13 protein-coding genes and 3 tRNA genes are annotated in these 21,808 nt (G+C 63.6%); 7 read left to right on the forward strand and 9 right to left on the reverse strand.

The annotated features are described in order from the left end of the window. Positions 1–127: 127 nt before the first annotated feature. The 5 genes from BTW07_RS13885 to BTW07_RS13905 all read right to left on the reverse strand — a co-directional run bounded on the left by BTW07_RS13885 (position 128) and on the right by BTW07_RS13905 (position 2,110). Positions 128–313 (reverse strand): hypothetical protein, encoded by a 186-nt coding sequence (locus BTW07_RS13885; protein ID WP_075570771.1) that lies wholly within the window; start codon positions 311–313, stop codon positions 128–130. 203 nt (positions 314–516) lie between these two features. Then, positions 517–592: transfer RNA gene (locus BTW07_RS13890), tRNA-Asn, on the reverse strand. Positions 593–622: 30 nt separating this feature from the next. Then, a tRNA-Asn gene (locus BTW07_RS13895) sits at positions 623–698 on the reverse strand. Between the two features lie 287 nt (positions 699–985). Continuing rightward, positions 986–1,062, reverse strand: a tRNA-Met gene (locus tag BTW07_RS13900). 148 nt (positions 1,063–1,210) lie between these two features. Beyond that, positions 1,211–2,110 (reverse strand): choline ABC transporter substrate-binding protein, encoded by a 900-nt coding sequence (locus tag BTW07_RS13905; protein ID WP_110643178.1) that lies wholly within the window; start codon positions 2,108–2,110, stop codon positions 1,211–1,213. 393 nt (positions 2,111–2,503) lie between these two features. Here BTW07_RS13905 and betI point away from each other — a divergent pair, with 393 nt between their 5' ends. From betI to BTW07_RS13940, 7 genes are all read left to right on the forward strand, one after another. Continuing rightward, positions 2,504–3,124, forward strand: a complete 621-nt coding sequence (gene betI, locus BTW07_RS13910; protein WP_198651267.1) for a transcriptional regulator BetI — start codon at positions 2,504–2,506, stop codon at positions 3,122–3,124. A gap of 360 nt (positions 3,125–3,484) precedes the next feature. Then, complete coding sequence (gene betB / locus BTW07_RS13915) at positions 3,485–4,954, forward strand: betaine-aldehyde dehydrogenase (protein ID WP_075570774.1); 1,470 nt, start codon at positions 3,485–3,487, stop codon at positions 4,952–4,954. Between the two features lie 109 nt (positions 4,955–5,063). Next, entirely contained in the window at positions 5,064–6,764 is a 1,701-nt protein-coding gene (gene betA / locus BTW07_RS13920) for a choline dehydrogenase (RefSeq protein ID WP_075570775.1), read from the forward strand. A gap of 324 nt (positions 6,765–7,088) precedes the next feature. Then, complete coding sequence (locus BTW07_RS13925; RefSeq protein ID WP_075570776.1) at positions 7,089–8,324, forward strand: efflux RND transporter periplasmic adaptor subunit; 1,236 nt, start codon at positions 7,089–7,091, stop codon at positions 8,322–8,324. After that, complete coding sequence (locus tag BTW07_RS13930) at positions 8,321–11,446, forward strand: multidrug efflux RND transporter permease subunit (protein ID WP_075570777.1); 3,126 nt, start codon at positions 8,321–8,323, stop codon at positions 11,444–11,446. The genes BTW07_RS13925 and BTW07_RS13930 overlap by 4 nt, the downstream gene beginning before the upstream one ends. Then, positions 11,443–14,547: an efflux RND transporter permease subunit gene (locus tag BTW07_RS13935; RefSeq protein ID WP_075570778.1), complete on the forward strand. Its 3,105-nt coding sequence runs from the start codon at positions 11,443–11,445 to the stop codon at positions 14,545–14,547. Before BTW07_RS13930 ends, BTW07_RS13935 begins: the two co-directional genes overlap by 4 nt. 239 nt (positions 14,548–14,786) lie before the next feature. After that, positions 14,787–17,255 (forward strand): acyl-CoA dehydrogenase, encoded by a 2,469-nt coding sequence (locus BTW07_RS13940; RefSeq protein WP_075570779.1) that lies wholly within the window; start codon positions 14,787–14,789, stop codon positions 17,253–17,255. A gap of 72 nt (positions 17,256–17,327) precedes the next feature. Here BTW07_RS13940 and BTW07_RS13945 read toward each other — a convergent pair whose 3' ends face one another. The 4 genes from BTW07_RS13945 to BTW07_RS13960 form a co-directional block, all read right to left on the reverse strand. Further along, the gene (locus tag BTW07_RS13945; RefSeq protein WP_075570780.1) at positions 17,328–17,816 is read right to left on the reverse strand and encodes a septal ring lytic transglycosylase RlpA family protein; all 489 of its coding nucleotides are present in this window, start codon (positions 17,814–17,816) and stop codon (positions 17,328–17,330) included. A 245-nt stretch (positions 17,817–18,061) separates the two neighbouring features. Further along, positions 18,062–19,924, reverse strand: a complete 1,863-nt coding sequence (locus BTW07_RS13950) for an SLC13 family permease (RefSeq protein ID WP_075570781.1) — start codon at positions 19,922–19,924, stop codon at positions 18,062–18,064. 120 nt (positions 19,925–20,044) lie between these two features. After that, the gene (locus BTW07_RS13955) at positions 20,045–21,022 is read right to left on the reverse strand and encodes an NADPH:quinone reductase (RefSeq protein WP_075570782.1); all 978 of its coding nucleotides are present in this window, start codon (positions 21,020–21,022) and stop codon (positions 20,045–20,047) included. A 146-nt stretch (positions 21,023–21,168) separates the two neighbouring features. Next, complete coding sequence (locus BTW07_RS13960; protein WP_232823803.1) at positions 21,169–21,744, reverse strand: hypothetical protein; 576 nt, start codon at positions 21,742–21,744, stop codon at positions 21,169–21,171. Positions 21,745–21,808 lie beyond the last annotated feature (64 nt).

A 21,808-nucleotide genomic window follows, 5' to 3' on the forward strand; every position in this document is an offset into this window, starting at 1 on the left:
TAACCATTCGCCGAGCGCCCTCTCCCGGCGGCTCAGCGTGGAATCGCCACGAGGCGACGGCTTTCCGTTGCACCGGTTGGCAACACTGGTGTCGAGTTGCCGCGATCGACGGGCAAGCGACAGCGATTCAGTGAGTTTCGGCTTTGGACTGCTGGTAAAGATCCAGCGCGACCTGACACAGCGCGCCTGCGAGCAGCTCCAGATTGTCATCCGACGCTTCATTGGCGACAACCACGCCAAAGGAGCCATCTGGACGCTCGGTCAGCTCGATGCTGTAGCGCTTGAGATCCTGCGGTTTGATCATCTCGCCCATGACGTACTCTCCGATCGTCGAGTCCTGTCTTTCAGAAATCTATCGTTTCGACACAGGGGGAGTATTGCGGATCAATATTGCAGCTGTGTGACAGATCGATGATGTTTATGAGAACAAACGAAGACAGTATCGCGAAAAAACGAGGAGAGGGATCTGGCGGGTATCAAAGAGGGAATCCAGGAAAATCGACAACGACAACACATTGGCTCCCCGAACAGGACTCGAACCTGTGACCCAATGATTAACAGTCATTTGCTCTACCAACTGAGCTATCGGGGATCGTCGTTCACCGCTGGCTGATGTGGATGTTGGCTCCCCGAACAGGACTCGAACCTGTGACCCAATGATTAACAGTCATTTGCTCTACCAACTGAGCTATCGGGGACCATCCTTCAGCACGCGCCGTAGTATACGCGCTGAGTCTTTTGCGTCAAGGCCGGCATGCAGGATTCTTCAAAACGGCGAAAACGAATTATCCAGCACAATCAATATGCTGCAGAGTTCGCCTCTATTGCCGGTTTGTCCGCCAGCCATACTGGACGAGGAACGCGGATACGTCCATCGATTGCGCGTGAACGAAAGCATCAGAGAGAGATACGCATGCGGCGAAGGCGCACGGAATCGAACCGAAAAGCGGGATCGGACGGAACAGCGTGTCGAGGAGAGAACCGTTGGTGGCTACGCCCTGATTCGAACAGGGGACCCCATCATTATGAGTGATGTGCTCTAACCAGCTGAGCTACGTAGCCAACGGTATTGCTAAATACGATCAACGTTGCCGAACGACAACGGGGGCGGACTATACCTGCGGGCTTGTCCCAGGACAAGCCCGCAGTGGCGATCGAGACGATTTTATCGAACCTTTTTCGATACCGCATCGACGCCATCCAGACGGCGTCAGATATCCAGCGCCTGCTTGACTGCCGGCAAGCCCGGCTCGCCGTCGACGGTCTTCACGCCCTCGAGCCATCCGTCCAGGGTTTCGGGGTGAGCCTTGAGCCAGGCGCGGGCAGCGTCCTTCTCGTCTTCGCCATCGTCCATGATGCTACCCATCACTTCGTTCTCCATGTCCAGCGTGAAGCTCAGATTCTGGAGCAGCTGGCCGACATTGCCGCACTCGTCGACATAACCGGCACGCGTGTTGGTATAGACGGTGGCACCGCCGTAATCCGGCCCGAAGTAGTCATCCGCACCGGACAGGTAGCCGATATCGAAATTGGTATTCATCGGGTGCGGCGCCCAGCCCAGGAACACCATCCAGTCCTTGGTGCGGGTACGCGCTCTGACTTCGGCCAGCATGCCGGCCTCGCTGGAGTCGACGAGTTGCCAGTCCCCCAGGCCAAAGGCGTCGTCGTCGATCATCTGCTGGATGATCATGTTGCCGTCGTTGCCCGCTTCGATCCCGAACAGCTTGTGGCCGAACTGATCGGCGTGAGCGTCCAGATCGGCGACCGATTTCACCCCGGCGTCGATGACGTATTCGGGCACGGCCAGGGTGTACTTGGCACCTTCGAGATTGGCGCGCGGCCGATCGACCTGCCCTTTCTCGATGTAGGGGTCGCTGATCGACTTCATCGACGGCATCCAGTTGCCGAGGAACACGTCGAAATCGCCGCCTTTCATGCCCGCGTAAGCGACCGGCACGGAAACGGTGTCGGAAGTCGCTTCATAGCCGAGCCCCTCGAGCACGACGCTGGCCAGTGCGGTGGTCGCCTGGATGTCGGTCCAGCCCACTTCGGCAAAGCGAACGGTCTGGCAGCTCTCGGGTTCCTGACTCTGGGCCTGGGCTTGAGTCATCGGCGCTACGGCCAGCGCGGCCCCGGCGAGGGTCCACGCGATGGATGGGGTTTTCATGGTGCTTGAACTCCCTGATCTATTATAAGTTATCGTCAATAATCACTGGTTATCGAATGCCAGGATTTCCATTCGATAGCACAATACACTAGTTTTTATTGATTGACCGTTCAATAAAAAATTTCCATAATGGTCGCCTCAGCTGATGTTGAAAGCCAAGTTAATGATAGCTCGACGCACAACCGCTAGCTTGGCAGGGATCAACAAGCCAAGGCACTGGCACACCAGGGCAATGGCGGTTCGTGCGTCAGGACCGGCGCAGTCGGTCATCCACGCTCGCCTGGAGCGGGTTGACCTCGGTCTCATCACTTCAGCCCCGATTCAGGAGGAAAGCCCGTGCCGAAACTGGGTATGCAGCCCATTCGTCGCCGACAGTTGATCCAGGCGACGCTGGAAGCGATCGACGACGTCGGCCTGGCCGATGCCACGATCGCGCGTATCGCCAAGCGGGCGGGCGTTTCCACCGGCATCATCAGCCACTATTTCGCCGGCAAGGATGGACTGCTGGAAGCGACCATGCGCCAGGTGTTGAGCGACCTGGGCACGGCGGTACTGGAGCGGCGCGCGGCGCTGGGCAACGCGCCGCCGGAGGCGCACCTGCATGCGATCATCGACGGCAACTTCGATCGCAGCCAGACCAGCCAATCGGTCATGAAGACCTGGCTGGCATTCTGGGCCAGCAGCATGCATCACCGCCCGCTTCAGCGGCTGCAGCGGGTCAACGATCGCCGGCTCTACTCCAATTTGAGCTGTCAGTTTCGACGCGTGCTGCCCAAGCAGGAGGCACGAAACGCCGCTCGCGGCCTGGCGGCGCTGATCGACGGCCTATGGCTGCGCGGCGCCCTGGCCCAGGAAGGGCTCAACGTGGATCGCGCCCGACAACTGGCCTACGACTATGTGCGGGTGCAGCTCGAGGCAGCCCAACATAACCGGGCGCGGGCCAACGACTACGCTTGAGAACGCAGAGCCGTTCGGACGACAAGCCGGGTCGTAACCTCTGGGCTGCCCGGAACGCCGAGGCTTTCGGAAACATCGAGGCTCTCGGAAACATCGACGCGCTCGGAAACACCGACGCTTCTCAAAAGCGTCTAGCCTGTTCAGGTATGCCTGGACGCTTCAGCGCGCAAAAGCCCGTGCACGGACCGTCGCGCATGCAGCGCCCGGTTACCGACAAATTATTCAAGACAGTTTGTCATTTGAAGACAGTTCGTCACTTGAAGACAGTCCGCTCACAGACATTTCATCGATAGATAGCGCCTGAAGCCACAACGCGCTTCGGCACCGCTGTTTCATTCGCCACTCGAAGGGAGAGTCACCATGGCACGACTCGAAACGCAGACACTTTACATCGACGGCCGCCACACGCCGGCCAGCGGCAGCGACACCTTCGATGCCGTCAATCCGGCCAATGGCGAGGTCATTGCCAGCGTCCACCAGGCGACCGCCGCCGATGTCGACAAGGCGATCGAAAGCGCCCAGCGCGCTCAGCGGCAATGGGCGGCGATGACCGGCATGGAGCGCGCACGGATCATGCACAAGGCCGTTGCCCTGCTGCGGCAACGCAACGACGAGCTGGCCGAACTCGAAACGCTGAACACCGGCAAGCCGATCAGCGAGACGACCAGCGTCGACGTCGTGACCGGGGCGGATGCGCTGGAATACTTCGCCGGTCTGGCGCCGAGCATCGAAGGCACGCAGATTCCCCTGCGCGAGGACTCGTTCGTCTACACCCGTCGCGAACCGCTGGGTGTCATCGGCGCTATCGGCGCATGGAACTACCCGATCCAGATCGCCTGCTGGAAAGCCGCTCCAGCCCTGGCGGCGGGTAATGCGGTCGTATTCAAGCCGAGCGAGGTCACCCCGCTGACCGCGCTCAAACTGGCCGAGATCTTCACTGAAGCGGGCCTGCCGGATGGCGTGTTCAACGTGGTCCAGGGTGACGGTAGCGTCGGCGCCATGCTCACCGAGCATCCGGGGCTCGCCAAGATCACCTTCACCGGCGAAGTGGGTACCGGCAAGAAGGTCATGTCCGCCGCCGCCGGCTCGACGCTCAAGGACGTCACCATGGAGCTCGGCGGCAAATCGCCGCTGATCGTGTTTGACGATGCCGATCTCGACCGTGCTGCCGACGGCGCCATGATGGCCAACTTCTATTCCAGCGGCCAGGTCTGCACCAACGGCACACGGGTGTTCGTGCACCGCTCGGTCAAGGATGCCTTCGAGGCCAAGATCGTCGAGCGGGTCAACCGCATCAAGGCCGGCGATCCGCTGGATCCGGAAACCAATTTCGGGCCGCTGGTCAGCTTCGAGCACCTGGAAAAGGTCGCGAGCTATCTCGACATTGCCAAACAGGATGGCGCTCGTCTGCTGGTGGGCGGCGGGCGCCTGACCGACGGCGAATTCGCCAAGGGTGCCTGGGTCGCCCCGACCGTCTACACCGACTGCCAGGACGAGATGCGAATCGTGCGCGAGGAGATCTTCGGCCCGATCATGGCGATTCTCTCCTTCGACGACGAGGACGAAGTGATTCGCCGCGCCAACGACACAGAATACGGCCTGGCCGCGGGTCTGTTCACCGAAGGGCTCAATCGCGCCCATCGGGTCATTCACCAGATCGAAGCCGGCATCTGCTGGATCAACACCTGGGGTGACTCCCCCGCCGAAATGCCGGTGGGCGGCTACAAGCAGTCGGGCATCGGTCGCGAAAACGGCGTCGAGACGCTGGCGCACTACACCCAGACCAAATCCGTGCAGGTCGAGATGGGACCGTTCGCCTCAGTTTTCTGACCGGCAACGGGCAGCGCTCGATCGGACGGCGTCGTCTGATCGAGCGCGCACCATTCTCCGCCCCGTTCATCGCTCGTCGCCATCCTCTAACCCCACCAGGAGCGTGTGTATGCAACAGGCCCAGGAATTCGATTACATCATCATTGGCGCCGGTTCGGCGGGTAACGTCCTCGCCACGCGCCTGACCGAGGATCCGGCCATCAGCGTGCTGTTGCTGGAGGCCGGCGGCCCGGACTATCGCGCCGATTTCCGCACCCAGATGCCGGCCGCGCTGGCGTATCCCCTGCAAGGCAAGCGCTACAACTGGGCGTTCGAGACCGACCCCGAACCGCACATGGACAACCGCCGCATGGAGTGCGGCCGCGGCAAGGGCCTGGGCGGCTCTTCGCTGATCAACGGCATGTGCTACATCCGCGGCAATGCGCTGGATCTGGACAACTGGGCCAAGCGGCCCGGGCTGGAAGACTGGGGGTACAGCGACTGCCTGCCCTATTATCGCAAGGCGGAAACCCGCGATATCGGTCCCAACGATTATCACGGTGGCGACGGTCCGCTGAGCGTGGCGACGCCCAAGGCCGGCAACAATCCGCTGTATCAGGCCTTCATCGAGGCGGGCGTGCAGGCCGGATATCCGCGTACCGACGATCTCAACGGCTACCAGCAGGAGGGCTTCGGTCCGATGGACCGGTCGACGACGCCCAACGGACGGCGCTCTTCCACCGCGCGCGGCTATCTGGATATCGCCAAGGGTCGCGAAAATCTGACCATCGTTACCCATGCCACCACCGACCGGATCCTGTTCGAGGACCAGCGCGCCGTGGGGGTCAACTACCTGCACGACCATCTCAACAACAGCCTGCCGCGCCAGGCACTGGCACGCCGCGAGGTTCTGCTCTGCGGCGGGGCGATCGCCTCGCCTCAGATCCTGCAGCGCTCGGGCGTCGGCAATCCGGAACTGCTGGAGAAGCTCGGCATTCCCGTCGTCCATCCGCTCAAGGGCGTCGGCGAGAATCTGCAGGATCATCTGGAGATGTATATCCAGTACGAGTGCAAGCAGCCGGTGTCGCTCTATCCGTCGCTCAAGTGGTACAACCAACCGAAGATCGGCGCGGAGTGGATGTTCCTGGGCAAGGGGATCGGTGCCAGCAACCAGTTCGAGGCCGGCGGATTCATCCGCAGCGACGACAGCGAAGAATGGCCCAACATCCAGTACCACTTCCTGCCGATCGCGATCAGCTACAACGGCAAGAGCGCGGTCCAGGCCCACGGTTTTCAGGCCCATGTCGGCTCGATGCGCTCCGAGAGTCGCGGTCGCGTTCAGCTTGTCGACAAGAACCCGCGCAGCGCGCCCAGCATCCTGTTCAACTACATGGCTACCGAGCGCGACTGGGAAGAGTTCCGCGCCGCGATCCGCCTGACCCGCGAGATCATCGACCAGCCGGCCATGGATGCCTATCGCGGTCGGGAAATCTCGCCGGGGCCGGACGTGAAGTCCGACGAAGAGCTCGATGCCTTCGTGCGCCAGCACGCCGAGACCGCCTACCATCCTTGCGGTACCTGCCGCATGGGCACCGGCGACGATGCGGTGGTCGATCATGAAGGTCGCGTTCACGGTATCGAGGGGCTGCGTGTCATCGACGCCTCGATCATGCCGCAGATCGTGACCGGCAATCTCAACGCCACCACCATCATGATCGCCGAAAAGCTCGCCGATCGCGTGCGCGGCCGCGAGCCGCTGCCGGCATCGGATGCGCCCTACTATGTCGCCAATGGTGCGCCAGCCCGACAAACGCCCGCACGAGGCGTATGACTCAGGCCGAGCGATTCGACGCCCGTCGCGGGCCTGAAGTATGCTCACCCCGGTCGCGACCGCTGCCCGGCCCTCAGGGTCGGGCAGCTTCGTTTATGCCCCGACGTCAATTCCTACCTGTCCGCGTTGCCAGCTCGGTTCATCCCGGCGGCAGCCACCAGCGCGAAATCCGCGCCATCTCGCGCGAATTATTTACGCGCTAGTTGCGCATTCTTCGAACAGTGTTCCTTTACACTGAGTTCGCCTTTACCCTAGTTCGATCACTCATCGTTCGACTTATGTAGCACGCTCGTTACTCAGCTAGCACAAGGATCGTTGTCCGCCATGCCGTCTTCTTCTTCGTCGTCTCGCTCCCGCCGACCGTTGCGCTGGCTGTGGATTCTGTTGGTTGTGGTCATCGTGGCCGGTGGCGCCTACTACTGGTTCGGTGGAGACAGCGGCGCCGACACGCCGGCCGCGGAAGACGGTCAGCGTGGTGCGCCGGCAACGGCGATTTCCGCGGTGGCGGCCAGCCAGGGCGATCTTCCCATCGAACTGACCGCGCTGGGCACGGTGCGTCCGCTCTCCAGCGTTGCGGTGCGGCCACGGGTCGAGGGTGAGCTGCTGTCGGTGAATTTCGAGGAGGGAGACACGGTCCAGAAAGGCCAGCAGATCGCGCAGATCGATCCGCGGGATTACCAGGCACAGCTGGATCAGGCGAAAGGCCAACTGGCTCAGGATCGGGCCCAACTGGCCTCGGCGAAAGAAGATCTGGCGCGCTACGAGAAGCTGATCAAGACCAACTACGTCTCGCGTCAGGAACTGGAACAGCAGCGCCAGCTGGTGCGCCAGTATCAGGGCACCGTCGCCAGCGATCAGGCCAGTGTTCAGAGCGCTCAGGTGCAGCTCGACTACACCGACATCGTCGCCCCGATCACCGGCGTGGTGGGTATCCGCAACGTCGATCCGGGCAATATCGTCCAGCTCGGCGACGATGATCCGATCGTCACCATCACCCAGCTCGACCCGATCTCGGTGATCTTCTCGTTGCCCAGCCGCTATGTCGATACCGTGCGCAGCGGCCTGACCGATGGCGATCATCCAACGGTCAGCGTGACCGGGACCGATGGCGAGACCTATTCGGGTCAACTGAGCAGTATCGACAGCAACATCAACAGCGCCACGGGCACGATTCGCCTGCGCGCCACCTTCGACAACCCGGTCGGCGGTCTCTACCCCAACGCCTATGTCGATGTCAGCCTGGTCTCGCAGATCCTGCGCGACCAGGTCATCGTACCCGAGCCGGCGGTACAGACCGGGCAGGACGGCAACTACGTCTACGTGGTCAAGGACGACGGCACCGTCACTCGTCGCGAGGTGACGCTGGTGGCGACCCAGAACTCGCAGAGCGCCCTCTCCTCCGGCGTCGAAGCCGGGGAGCGCGTGGTCGTCGACGGTGTCGACAGCCTGCGCGAAGGCGCCAAGGTACGCGTGGTCAGCGATGCGCTGCCGGGAGAGTCGAGTGACGAGGTGGCGGATCCCGCTGCCGCTACCGACGACGGTGACGGCAGCGCATCATGAATCCGTCCCGCCTGTTCATCCTGCGGCCGGTCGCCACGTCACTGGTGATGCTGGCGATCCTGATCGCCGGCGCCATGGCCTATCGGCTGTTGACCATCTCGTCGCTGCCGGAAGTGGATTTCCCCACGATTCAGGTCACCACGCTCTATCCCGGAGCCGGTCCCGACGTGATGCTCTCTCACGTCACCTCCCCGCTGGAGGACGAGCTGGGCGAGATCTCGGGGCTGGAGGACATGAGTTCGACCAGCACCGGCGGCGCTTCGCTGATCACGCTGCGCTTCTCGCTGGATTCCGACCTGGGCGTCGCCGAGCAGGAGGTCCAGGCGGCACTGAACCAGGCCGAGACGCTGCTGCCCGACGACCTGCCCCGACCACCCAGCTACAGCAAGGTCAATCCGGCCGACACCCCGATCATGACGCTGGCGGTGAGTTCGAAGACGTTACCGCTGACCCAGGTCTACGATCTGGTCGACACCCGCATCGCGCAGAAGATCGCCCAGATCAGCGGCGTGGGACAGGTCAAGCTGGCCGGCGGCCACCAGCCGGCCGTGCGCATCAGCGTCGATTCACGCCAGCTTGCCGCCTACGGGCTCGATCTCGCCGCGGTGCGAAGCGCCGTCGATGCCGCCAACGTCAATCAGGCCAAGGGAACGCTATACGGCCCCTACCGCGCCTACAGTATCGACGCCAACGATCAATTGCTGTCGGCGAGCGGCTACCGGGATCTGATTCTCAAGAGCGACAGCGGCTCGGTGCTGCGGCTGTCGGACGTGGCCACCGTCGAAGACGGTGCCGAGAACGCCTACCTTTCGGCCTGGGCCAACCGTGAAGGCGCCATCCTCATCGACGTGCTGCGCCAGCCCGGCGCCAACGTCGTCGGTGTCGCCGACGCCATCAAGCAGAACCTGCCGGGACTGGAGAACACCCTGCCGGCCAATGTCGATGTCGACATACTCACCGACCGCACCACCACCATTCGCGCCGCGGTGGAGGACGTGCAGTTCGAATTGATTCTCGCCATCGGCCTGGTCGTGATGGTGACGTTTCTGTTCCTGCGCAATATTCCGGCCACGCTGATTCCCAGCCTGGCGGTGCCGCTGTCACTGGTGGGCACCTTCGGAGCGATGTATCTGGCGGGGTTCAGCCTCAACAACCTGACCCTGATGGCGTTGACCATCGCCACCGGCTTCGTCATCGACGATGCCATCGTGGTGCTGGAGAACATCACCCGCTACATCGAGAAGGGCGAAAAGCCGCTGGCCGCGGCACTCAAGGGTTCCCGCCAGATCGCTTTCACCATTCTCTCGCTGACGATCTCGCTGCTGGCGGTGCTGATACCGCTGGTATTCATGAGCGGCGTGGTCGGCGTGCTGTTCCGCGAATTCGCGCTGACGCTGGCGATCTCGATCCTGATCTCCGCCTTCGTCTCGCTGACGCTGACGCCGATGCTGTGCGCGCGCTGGCTCAAGCAGCGCCCACAGGCCGCCGGCGCGACGCAAGGCGACGCCGAAGCGGATGACGAAGCCATGGTTCGCAACCGCCAGGGCCTGTTCGGCCGGCTGACCCGCGGCTACGAGCATGCACTGGACTGGATTCTGGGTCACCAGACGCTGACGCTGCTGGTCGCGGTCGCCACCCTGGGCGTCACCGCCGTGCTGTTCCTCGCCACGCCCAAGGGGCTATTCCCGGTGCAGGATACCGGCGTCATCCGCGGCATCACCACCGCGACCCAGTCGACCTCGTTCGAGGCGATGTCGGCACGCCAGCAACAGCTGGTCGACCGGCTGCTCGAGGATCCGGCGGTCGAAAGTCTTTCGTCCAGCGTCGGCATCGATGGTACCAACACCACGCTCAACGGCGGACGACTCTCGATCAACCTCAAGCCGCTCGACGCGCGCGGCGACATGAACAGCGTGCTGACTCGGCTGCGCCGCGAAAGCCATGACATTCCCGGCCTGTCGCTCGCGCTGCAGCCGGTACAGGACCTGACGCTGGAAGACACCATCAGCCGCTATCCCTATCAGTTCGCACTGACCCAGGGCGACCGCGAGGGCTTGAACCGCGATGCCCAAAAACTGCTGGAGACGCTCGAACGGTCTCCGGCCATCGCCAACGTCAGCAGCGATATCCAGAACGAGGGACGCAAACTCGAGGTCACCATCGACCGCGCCCGCGCCGGGCGGCTCGGCATCAGCGTCGCCGACATCGACGATGCGCTCTACGATGCCTTCGGCCAGCGCCTGATCTCGACCATTTTCACCCAGGCCAGCCAGTACCGTGTGGTGCTCGCGGCCAACGCCACCGACAGCGAAGGCCCGGAAGCGTTATCGCGCCTCTACGTCAGCAACGACGACGATGAGCTGGTGCCGCTGTCGACGCTGGTGACCCTGGCCGAGCGCACCACCCCGCTCTCGCTGCAGCGCCAGAACCAGTTCCCCTCTGCGCTGATGTCGTTCGCCGTCGCCGACGGCTATTCGCTGTCGGATGCGTTCGATGCCGTCGACCGGGCGGCGGCCGAAACATTGAGCGATCAGACCACGCTGGATTACCGCGGCTCGGCACTGGCCTATAACCAGTCGACCACCGATACGCTGTGGCTGATTCTCGCCGCCATCGTCACCATGTATATCGTGCTGGGCGTGCTCTACGAGAGCTACATCCATCCGTTGACGATCCTGTCGACGCTGCCGTCCGCCGCCATCGGCGCCCTGCTGGCACTGCAGATCAGCGGCTATTCGCTCGGGCTGGTGGCGATCATCGGCATCATTCTGCTGATCGGCATCGTCAAGAAGAACGCGATCATGATGATCGACTTCGCGCTGGAGGCGCAGCGCGAGCGCGGCATGTCGGCGGAAAAGGCGATCCATACCGCCGCACTGCTGCGTTTCCGGCCGATCATGATGACCACCTGCGCAGCACTGCTGGGTGCGCTGCCGCTGATGTTCGCCAGCGGCTATGGCGCCGAGCTTCGCCAGCCACTGGGCGTGACCATGGTCGGCGGACTGCTGTTCAGCCAGCTGCTGACGCTGTTCACCACCCCGGTGATCTACCTGTTCTTCGACCGCCAGGCTTCGCGCTGGCGGCGCAGTGACAGCGAAAGCGGTGCCGAGGTCACGTCGTGAGTCTGTCGTCACCCTTCGTTCGCCGACCGGTCGCGACGATTCTGCTGGCGCTGGCCATCGTGCTGCTGGGGTCGCTCGCCTACGATCGGCTGCCGGTGGCGCCGCTGCCCAACGTGTCGTTCCCGACCATCCTGGTGTCGGCCAGCCTGAGCGGCGCCAACCCGGAAACCATGGCCTCGACGGTGGCGACGCCGCTGGAGCGGTCGTTGGGCCGGATTCCCGGTATCACCGAGATGACCTCGTCGAGCTCGGACGGCTCCACCAGCGTGATCATCCAGTTCGATCTCGACAAGGACATCAACGTGGCGGCGCAAGAGGTTCAGGCCGCGCTCAACGATGCCCAGCCGCTGCTGCCCAGCGCCATGACCAGCCGGCCTCACTATCGCAAGCTCAACCCGGCCTCGGCACCGGTGATGATTCTCTCGCTGACCTCCGACACCATTCCCACCAGCGAACTCTATCGCCTCGCCGACAGCAAGATCGCCCCGCCCATCGCCCAGGTGCCGGGCGTGGGCGACGTCAATGTCGGCGGCAGTTCTTCACCGGCGGTGCGCGTGTCGATCGATCCGCGCCAGCTCAACCACGCCGGCATCACCCTCGATGCGGTTGCCGGTGCCCTGCGGGCGGCGACGAATCAGTCACCCACCGGGTTCGTGCAGACGGTCGAGCATCGCTGGGAGGTCCAGACCGATTCCCAACTGTTGAAGGCCAGCGACTACAGCCAGATCGTGATCGCCCGCGGCGATGACGGCTCGTTGATGCGCCTGGGCGACGTAGCCACCATCACCGACGGGGTCGAGGATCGCTACAACGTCGGCTTCCAGAACGACCTCCCCGCCGTTCTGCTGGTCATCAGCAGCGCCAGCGGCGCCAATATCATCGATACCATCGCCGGCGTCAGAGCGCGTCTCGACGAAGTCCGGAGTCTGCTGCCCCAGAACATCAATCTCAGCGTGCAGCTCGATCGCGCGCCGGGCATTCAGGCCTCGCTGCATGAAACCCAGTTGACGTTGCTGCTGGCGGTGGTGCTGGTGGTGCTGGTGGTGTTCGTGTTCCTGCGCAACGCCCGCGCCACCATCATCCCCAGTGTCGTCATCCCGGTATCGCTGATCGGCACCTTCGCGATGATGTGGGCGTTCGGCTTCTCGCTCGACACCCTGTCGCTGATGGCGCTGATCGTCTCCATCGGCTTTCTGGTCGACGATGCCATCGTCGTGGTCGAGAACATCGCGCGACACATCGAAAAAGGAGTGAAGCCGTTTCAGGCCGCGCTGCTCGGCGCCAGGGAGGTCGGCTTCACGGTCACCGCGATGAGCGTGTCGCTGGTGGCGGTGTTCATTCCACTATTGTTGCTCGGCGGTTTCATCGGCCGCCTGTTCCACGAGTTCGCGGTGACGCTGTCGCTGGCCATCGGCGTGTCGCTGCTGGTCTCGCTGACGCTGACGCCGATGCTGTGCGCACGCTGGCTCAAGCCGCAGCCCGAGCGCCAGCGACAGCCGGCCTGGGAGCGCGGCCTGGTCGCCCTCGGCGGCTGGTTCCTGCGCGGCTACGCCAGGACGCTGGACATCGCGCTGAAGCACCGTCGCCTGACCCTGCTGTCACTGCTGGCGGTCATCGTGCTCAACGGCTATCTGTACACCGCCGTGGACAAGGGCTTCATCCCGGATCAGGACACCGGACGCCTGCTCGGCACCATGCGCGGCGACCAGGCGCTATCGTTCGACGCCGTCTCGGAAAAGCTGGGCCAGGTTCGCGAGCGTCTGCAGGCCGACCCGGCCGTCGAGAGCGTGCTGGGGTTCATGGGCAGCGGCGGCCCGGGCCGGGGCGGCTCCTCGGCGACGCTGTTCATCACCCTGAAGGCCGAACGCCAGGGTTCGACGCAGGCGATCGGCAATCGCCTGATGGCCAGCCTGCAGGGTCTGACCGGCGTCAGCACTTTCATGTTTCCGCTGCAGGATATCCGCGTGGGCGGGCGCTCCAGCAGCGCTTCCCAGTACGAGATCACGCTCAAGAGCGACAGTCTCGATCTGCTCGGCGACTGGGCCAGGAAGGTCCAGCAGGCGATGCAACAGGTCGATGGCATCACCGGAATCGACAGTGACAACCGAGGCGATGGCCTGGCCGCCAAGCTGGTCGTGGATCGGGATACCGCCTCGCGTCTCGGCGTCGACATGAGCGCCATCGATACCGCACTCGGCAACGCCTTTGCCCAGAGCAAGGTGGTGAGCCTCTACAACGCCGATGAACAGCGCTACGTGGTGATGGAGGTGGACGCGCCCTATCGCCAGGCGCCCGAGGCGATCGGCAATCTCCATGTCAGCGGCAGCGACGGCGACATGATCCCGATCTCGGCATTCAGCCACGTCGAGCGCAGCACCACGCCGGTCAGCGTCAACCACCAGGGCCAGTTCGCGGCTTCGACGATCTCGTTCAATCTCGAGGATGGCGTATCGCTCGGCGAGGCCACCGCGCGTATCCGCCAGGCCGTCAACGAACTGCACCTGCCGAGCGACGTGCAGATCGATTTCGAGGGCAGTGCCGGCGCGGCCCAAAGCGGTATCGAGGCGATGCCGTGGCTGATTCTGGCCGCGCTGGTCACGGTCTATCTGGTGCTGGGGATTCTCTACGAGAGTTACATTCATCCGCTGACGATTCTGTCGACGCTGCCCTCCGCCGGGGTCGGCGCCCTGTTGGCGCTGATGGCGCTGGACACACCGTTCACCCTAATCGCGCTGATCGGCATCATCCTGCTGATCGGCGTGGTCAAGAAGAACGCGATCATGCTGGTCGACTTCGCCGTGGTCTGTGAGCGCGACCAGGGCATGACGCCGCAGGATGCGATCCGTCACGCCGCGCTGGTGCGCTTCCGGCCGATCATGATGACCACCTTGGCAGCGCTGCTCGGCGCCGTGCCACTGCTGATCGGCACCGACGAGAATGCCGGTCTGCGAGCGCCGCTGGGTATCACCATCATCGGTGGCCTGATCATCAGTCAGATATTGACCCTCTACACCACCCCGGTGGTCTATCTCTACCTGGATCGTCTGCACCGCCGGTTGCGGCCGAGAAGACTATCCGCGACCGACGCCAGCGCTACGTAGGCTGCACCGCCACTTGGGCTCCCCGCCACTTTGATTGCCCCGCCACGAGCCAGCGCTCGTGGCGGGCGATCGCCTGTCCGCAATGTCGAGCCGATTGCTGGAGCGTATCTCTCGAAGCCCTTTCGCAGCTATCCCAAAGGATAAGCTCGAGAGCTCTAGTCAGCCGCCGCGGGATCGGCTAGTCTGAAATCAAATTCAAACGCTCGTCTGAATTTCTCGTTTTCCTTCCGGAGCTCGTCATGATCACACTGCTGCTCATCGTCCTGGCCATCATCGGCTGTCTGGTCGTCATGCGTCGCGAAGCCGGCGCGCCTGCGGCAATCGCTGTCCTGGCCGTACTGGGTATTGTCGGCCTGGCACTGGACGCCGGCGTCATCGGTACGCTGCTGCTGATCGCGGCAATCGGCGTGGCCGTCTGTGGCCTCAAGCCGATACGTCGCACCTGGCTGTCGCCGCGCCTGTTCGCCCTGTTCAAGAAAATCGCCCCGCGCGTTTCCGAAACCGAACGCGTGGCGCTGGATGCCGGCACCGTGGCCTGGGACGGCGAACTGTTCAGCGGGCGCCCCAACTGGCAGACCCTGCTCGACTTCGACAATGCCGGTCTGAGCGAGGAGGAGCAGGCGTTCGTCGATCACCAGTGCTCCGTCGCCGCCGGCATGTGCAACGCGTGGGAGATCGCTCGCGAGCGCGCCGACATGCCCGAGGCGCTGTGGGAATACCTGAAGAAGGAGCGCTTCTTCGGGATGATCATTCCCAAGCACTATGGCGGTCTGGGATTTTCCGCCAAGGCGCAGTCCGCGGTGCTGCAGAAGCTCTCCTTCAACGAAACCCTGATGAGCACCGTCGGCGTACCCAACTCGCTCGGCCCGGGCGAACTGCTGCTGAAATACGGCTCCGAAGCGCAGAAGGATCACTACCTGCCTCGCCTGGCCGACGGTCGCGAGATTCCGTGCTTCGCCCTGACCGGCCCGCGCGCCGGCAGCGACGCCACTTCGATTCCGGACGTCGGCATCGTCTGTCGCGGGATGCATGACGGCGAAGAGGTTCTCGGCCTCAAGCTGACGTTCGAGAAGCGCTGGATCACTCTGGCGCCGATCGCCACGGTGGTGGGACTGGCATTCCGCATGTTCGACCCGGACAACCTGCTGGAGCGTGGCGAAAGCGATATCGGCATCACCTGTGCGCTGATTCCCCGCGATACCAAAGGTTTGCAGATCGGACGCCGTCACCATCCGATCGGCAGCCCCTTCATGAATGGCCCGATTCGCGGCAAGGACGTGTTCATCCCGCTCGACTACCTGATCGGCGGGCTCGACATGGCTGGCCAGGGCTGGCGCATGCTGGTCGAATGTCTGTCGGTCGGGCGCTGCATCACGCTGCCTTCTGGCGCTGCGGGCATCGGTCGGTACGCGGTGGGCTGGAGTGGCGGATTCACCCGAATTCGGCGCCAGTTCAATATCGCCGTGGCGGATATGGAAGGCGTGCAGGAACCGCTGGCACGCATCGCCGCCAAGTCATACATATCCCAGGCGGCGGTAATGCAGACCGCCAACACCATCGATCATGGCGTCAAGCCGGCGGTGCCCTCGGCGATTCTCAAGAGCCAACTGACCGAGTTCCAGCGCGACATCCTGGCCGACGCCATGGATGTCCACGGTGGCCGCACGGTCACCCTCGGGCCGCGCAACTATCTCGGTATCGGCTACAGCGCAAACCCGGTGTCGATCACCGTCGAAGGCGCCAACATCATGACCCGCAACCTGATGATCTTCGGTCAGGGCGCGATCCGCTGTCACCCTTACGTTCTCAAGGAGCTGGCGGCCAAGGATGCCGATGATTTCGACGCTTTCGATCGGCTGTTCTTCCGCCATATCGGGCTGATCTTCGGCAATGGTGCCCGCGCCTTCACACAGGCGCTCGGGCTGGGCAGGCAAAGCGTGCCGTTCGACGCCATCGCCGCGCCCTACGCGCAGGACGCCGCACGGCTCTCGTCCGCCTTTAGCCTTTGCGCCGATGCCGCCATGGCCAGCCTGGGCTCCAAACTCAAGCAGCGCGAGATGATCTCGGCGCGTCTCGGCGACGTGCTGTCGAATCTCTACCTGCTGTCGATGGTGCTCAAGCAGTGGCACGAGACGGATCGGGTCGACAACGAAGCCGCCCTGTTCCACTACAGCTGCCGGCTGCTGTTGAATCGCGCCGAACAGGCCATGACCGATCTGTTCGACAACCTGCCCAACCGGGTTCTGGGCAACACGTTGTCGTTCGTGACCCAGCCGCTGGGGCGCCGCTGGCACAAGCCGCAGGACACGCTGACCCGCGAAATCGCCAAGGCGATCTCGACCGACAGCGCGCTGCGTCACAAGCTGACCCGCAACACCTGGGATACCTGGGAAGAGGGCCAGAAAGAGAATGCGCTGGCGCGATACAACGCCCTGCTGGCCAACGCCGAGCGCGCCGAGGCGATCTATCGCACGCTCAACAAGGCGCGAAGCCAGAAAACGCTGCCGGAAACCGCGCTGCATCCCGAGCAGTGGATCGATGCCGGGCTGACGGCCGGTGTGATCAGCGCAGAGGATGCGGCCTTCATGCAGGCGCATGAAGCCGAGGTGCTGGACATGCTGACGGTCGATGACTTCGCCTTCGATGCGTTCGTCACCCGCCGTGAAGTGACGGAATCCGCCACCACCGAGGATGAGACCACCGCCTGACGCAGCCTGAAGGATGGCTCACGCTCCACACCGAGGCCCCCCTCTCGACGACGGGGGCTTCGGTCGTTCAGATCACTGCCCCAGCACCTGGAGCTGCACCTCGGCGGCACCGTCGTGAACCATGCCGAGCTGTTCCGCCGCCTTCCGCGAGAGATCGATGATCCGCCCGTCGACGAACGGGCCACGATCATTGATGCGCACCACCGCACTCTCTCCAGTATCCAGCGCGGTCACCTTGACCTTGGTGCCGAACGGCAGCGTCTTGTGAGCCGCCGTCATCGCCCGGCTATCGTAGGGCTCGCCACTGGCTGTCGGTCGTCCTTCGAAATAGGCCGCATAATAGGTCGCTTCGCCCAGACGCTTCTTCTGCGCCGACGTCTGCGCCTGCGCGCCTTCGGACGTCAGGGCCTTGTCGATGTCGGCGTTGGCGCCTGACGCCTTGCGCCTGGCAGCGGAATCTTTCTTGCCCGACTTGGCCCCTGACTGGGCCGCGGCCTGCTGCTGCTGGGGCGAAGTCGACTCCCAACCCTGCGGGTGATAGGGCGAAGCACAGCCCGTCAACAGGATCGAGATAACGGCGGTCGCGAACAGGTTCTTTCGAAATCGGCCTGACTGGCAAGGCACTGGCCTTGACGGCACGAGCCTGTCGTCGAGGGAATCTGATGTCATCTTGGCTGACCTAACATTCATTGATAGCCAGGCATCGGTGACCCGGCATCAGGGACCTGAATGGATGCGCCTGAAGGGATCAAACCCGGGGTTCAGACGCCGATATCGAGATTCGACAATGATAACCGATGATCGGCTCACGATAGCGGCCAAATAAGTAAAATCAGTGGAATGGCCGTTGCCATCACGACGAGCGACAGCGGCAGCCCCAGTTTCCAGTAATCGCGAAAATGATAGCCGCCCGGCCCCATCACCAGAGTGTTCGACTGATGGCCGATCGGCGTCAGAAAGGCACACGACGCACTCACGGCCACGGCCATCAGAAACGGATCGAGGGAGACATCCAGACCGCTGGCGAGACTGGCAGCGATCGGCGCCATCAGCAGCGCCGCGGCGGCATTGTTGATCACGTTGGAGAGCAGCAGCGTGATCACGAACAGGGCCACGAGCGTGATGACCGGTGGCCAGCCGCTGCCCAGTGTCATCATCCCATCGGCGACCATCTGCGCCCCGCCGCTGGTTTCCAGCGCGGTGCCTATCGGTAACATTGCCGCCAGCAGCACGATCACCGGCCCTTCGATGGCGTCGTAACCTTCGCGCAGAGGCAGCACGCCCAGCGCCAGCGTGACCAGGGCCGCCAGCGACAGCGCGATCGCCGCCGGCAACAGATCGAACATCATCACGCCGATGGCTACGGCGAAAATCGCCACCGACAGCAGCAGTTGACGCGGCTGCCCCAGCGACAGCTTGCGGCTGGCCAGCGGCAGGCAGCCCAATGTTGCCAGGCTATCGCTGAGCCCGTTCTCATCGCCCTGGAGCAACAACACGTCGCCAGGCTGGAAGCGTACCTCGCGCAGGCGCTGCTTGAGCCGGGCGCCATCGCGGGAAACCGCGACCAGGTGCAGTCCATGCTGGTTGAGCAGGCGTAGCTGGGTCACGGTTCGCCGAATCATCATCGAGTCGGTGCGTACCACGGCTTCCACCAGTTGGAGGTCTTCCGTGTCCAGCTTGGGCGCCTTGGCAGACGAGGCCTTGGCGTCATTCTCGCGCGCGCCGGGGTTGTCCGTCGCATCCTTGGACGCTTCACCGGCCCTGGCCTCGTCATCCTCCCTGGCCGGGGCGCCGAGGGTCAGCCCGCCCTTGTCCTCGAGCTGCTTGAGATCCTCGGGACCGGCCTCGAGCAGCAAGATATCCCCCGCCTGCAAAGGCCCGAAGAAGCGGTGCCCGGAGTGCTGCCGTTCACCTCTGACGATTCCCAGAATGGGCACCGGTTCGTCGCAGACCTCGCGAAGCTCGCGAAGCGTCCAGCCCACCGCCTTGGACGACTCGACGACCGTCAGCTCGCTGAGATAGGCGGAGGTCTCGAACAGCTCGTCGGCGGAGGCCCGACCCTGTCTCTGCGGTGTCAGGCGCCAGCCCACCAGCACCATGAATACCAGTCCGGCGAAGGCGACGCCCGCACCGACGGGGGCGAAGTCGAACATCCGAAACGCACCCTCGCCCTGGCTGGCCCGAAAGGCGCTGATGATGATATTGGGCGGCGTGCCGATCAGCGTGATCAAACCGCCCAGCAGCGAGCCGAACGCCAGCGGCATCAGTAGAAGCGACGGTGACGTGCCGTGCTCGCGCGCGACGCGAACCGCCACCGGCAGCAGCAGCGCCAGGGCGCCGACGTTATTCATGATCGCCGACAGCAGGATCACCGTCGTGGTCAGCACCAGCAGCTGCCAGAGGGGTTGGCTACCCGCCTTGAGCGTCTTTTCGGCAATCCAGTCGACGACTCCCGCGTGCTCGAAACCGCGACTGAGCACGAGCACCGCCGCCACCGTGATCACCGCCGGATGGCCGAACCCGGAAAATGCCTCGTCCGCCGGTACCACCCCCACCAGCACACCGCCCAGCAGAGCAGCCATGGCGACCAGGTCGTAGCGAAATCGTCCCCAGATGAAAGCCGCCAGGGTCAATGCCAATATGAGGTAGACCCAATATGCATCCTGCATCGACACGCTCCTTGTGCGAATGACGACTGACCTTCGAACGACGCCTGGCGGCCTCGAAAAAGCCGGCGCCGCAATATCGCGGCACCGGCTTTCGTATCATACGGTAAAGATCCGATCGGGTTACGGAATGAGAATCGTCGATCCCGTGGTCCGACGCGATGCCAGGGCTTCCTGCGCCTTGCCGGCCTCCTCCAGCTTGAAGCGCTGGGCGATGTCGACCTTGACCTTGCCGCTTTCGAGCATATCGAACAGATCGAGGCACATCTCCTCGAAGCGCCCGCGCGTGTCGGCGTAACCGTTGAGGCTGGGACGCGTCAGATAGAGCGAGCCCTTCTGGTTGAGAATGCCCACATTGACGCCTTCGACGGCGCCGGAGGCGTTGCCGAAACTGACCATCAGTCCCCGCGGCGCCAGGCAGTCCAGCGAAGTGAGCCAAGTGTCCTTGCCGACGGAATCATAGACCACCGGAACCATCGCACCGTCGGTCAACTCGCGCACGCGTTCGACCACGTTCTCCTCGCGATAGTTGATCGTCGCCCAGGCACCGTTCTTTTTCGCCAGCTCGGCCTTTTCGGCGGAACCCACGGTACCGATCACCTTGACCCCCAGCGCATTGGCCCACTGGCAGGCGATCGAGCCGACGCCGCCGGCGGCGGCGTGGAACAGAATGGTTTCACCACCTTCCAGCGGGAACGTCTGACGCAGCAGGTACTGCGTGGTCAGGCCCTTGAGCATGGCCGCAGCCGCCGTCTCGAAGGGGATATCCTCCGGCAGCTCGACGACCTTGTCCGCCGGCAGCACGTGGAATTCGGCGTAGGAACCGAGCGGGCCCTGGGCATAAGCGACACGGTCTCCCACTTCGAGATGGGTCACGCCCTCGCCGACGGCATCGATCACCCCGGCCCCCTCGGTACCCAGTCCGGACGGCATCGACGGTGCCGGATAGAGCCCGCTGCGAAAATAGACATCGATGAAGTTGAGCCCGATGGCGTGGTTCTTGACCCTGACCTCCCCGGCCTTGGGCGTGGCGGGATCGAAGTCGACGGTCTCGAGAACCTCCGGGCCGCCGGTGCGGGCGAACTGAATGCGCTTGGCCATGACGTTTTCCTTATTGGGCTAATGACGCTCGGTCTGCCATCCAAGCGCCATTCTCGAGGTGGGTCAAGTGGACAGCGGTTGCGGTGCCGAGCGGTGAGTACGCAGCCACCCTGGCAGGCGACCGCGGGAGCGTACGGTCGCCGGCGTCAGCAGATATTCGAGTAGCGTTCCAGCGCGGCGACGAAACGCGTCTTGTAATCCTCGAACGTCTCCGGCTCCTGCTTGAAGGTGCGCACGATGCCGTCGGCGTTGAAACGCACCATGCTGGGCAATACGCCCTTCACCGGCGCCGGATGCAGCGGCCCCAGACCGATACGCAGTCCATCCTCGCCTTCGACCCAGCGCTCGATGCCGCAACGCCGGAAGAATGCCTCGCCGTCGTCGTCGCTGGCCGTCACTCGCAGGGGCGCCTTCTCCGCCAGCGTTTTGATGAGATGGCGGCTATGGCGGGTATTGCCCTTCCCTTCCGGCGTCGACAGCATGCCCACTTCCATGGTCGCGCCGTCCACGTCGGACGAGATCAGCGCAAGACATAGCACCGTACCGTCGTCCTCGGTCAGCGCGAAAAGTCGTGCCGCCTCTTGCTCGAACAGCACGCTCTGTGTGCCGGCGAAAGTCACCAGCGGCGCCAGGCCGGCTTCCTGTCCGTAGACGCTGGCGCACAGCTTGGCGAGACACGCTTCACGGGTCTCGGGATTCTTGACGTGGACGACCTTCATCATGCTTCTCCTGACTGGTTGCCATTTGGCGCACTGCCGGCGGCTTCGGGCCGGTGTCATAAGCCGC

It is taken from the genome of Salinicola socius (assembly GCF_001937195.1).
Lineage (GTDB): Bacteria > Pseudomonadota > Gammaproteobacteria > Pseudomonadales > Halomonadaceae > Salinicola > Salinicola socius.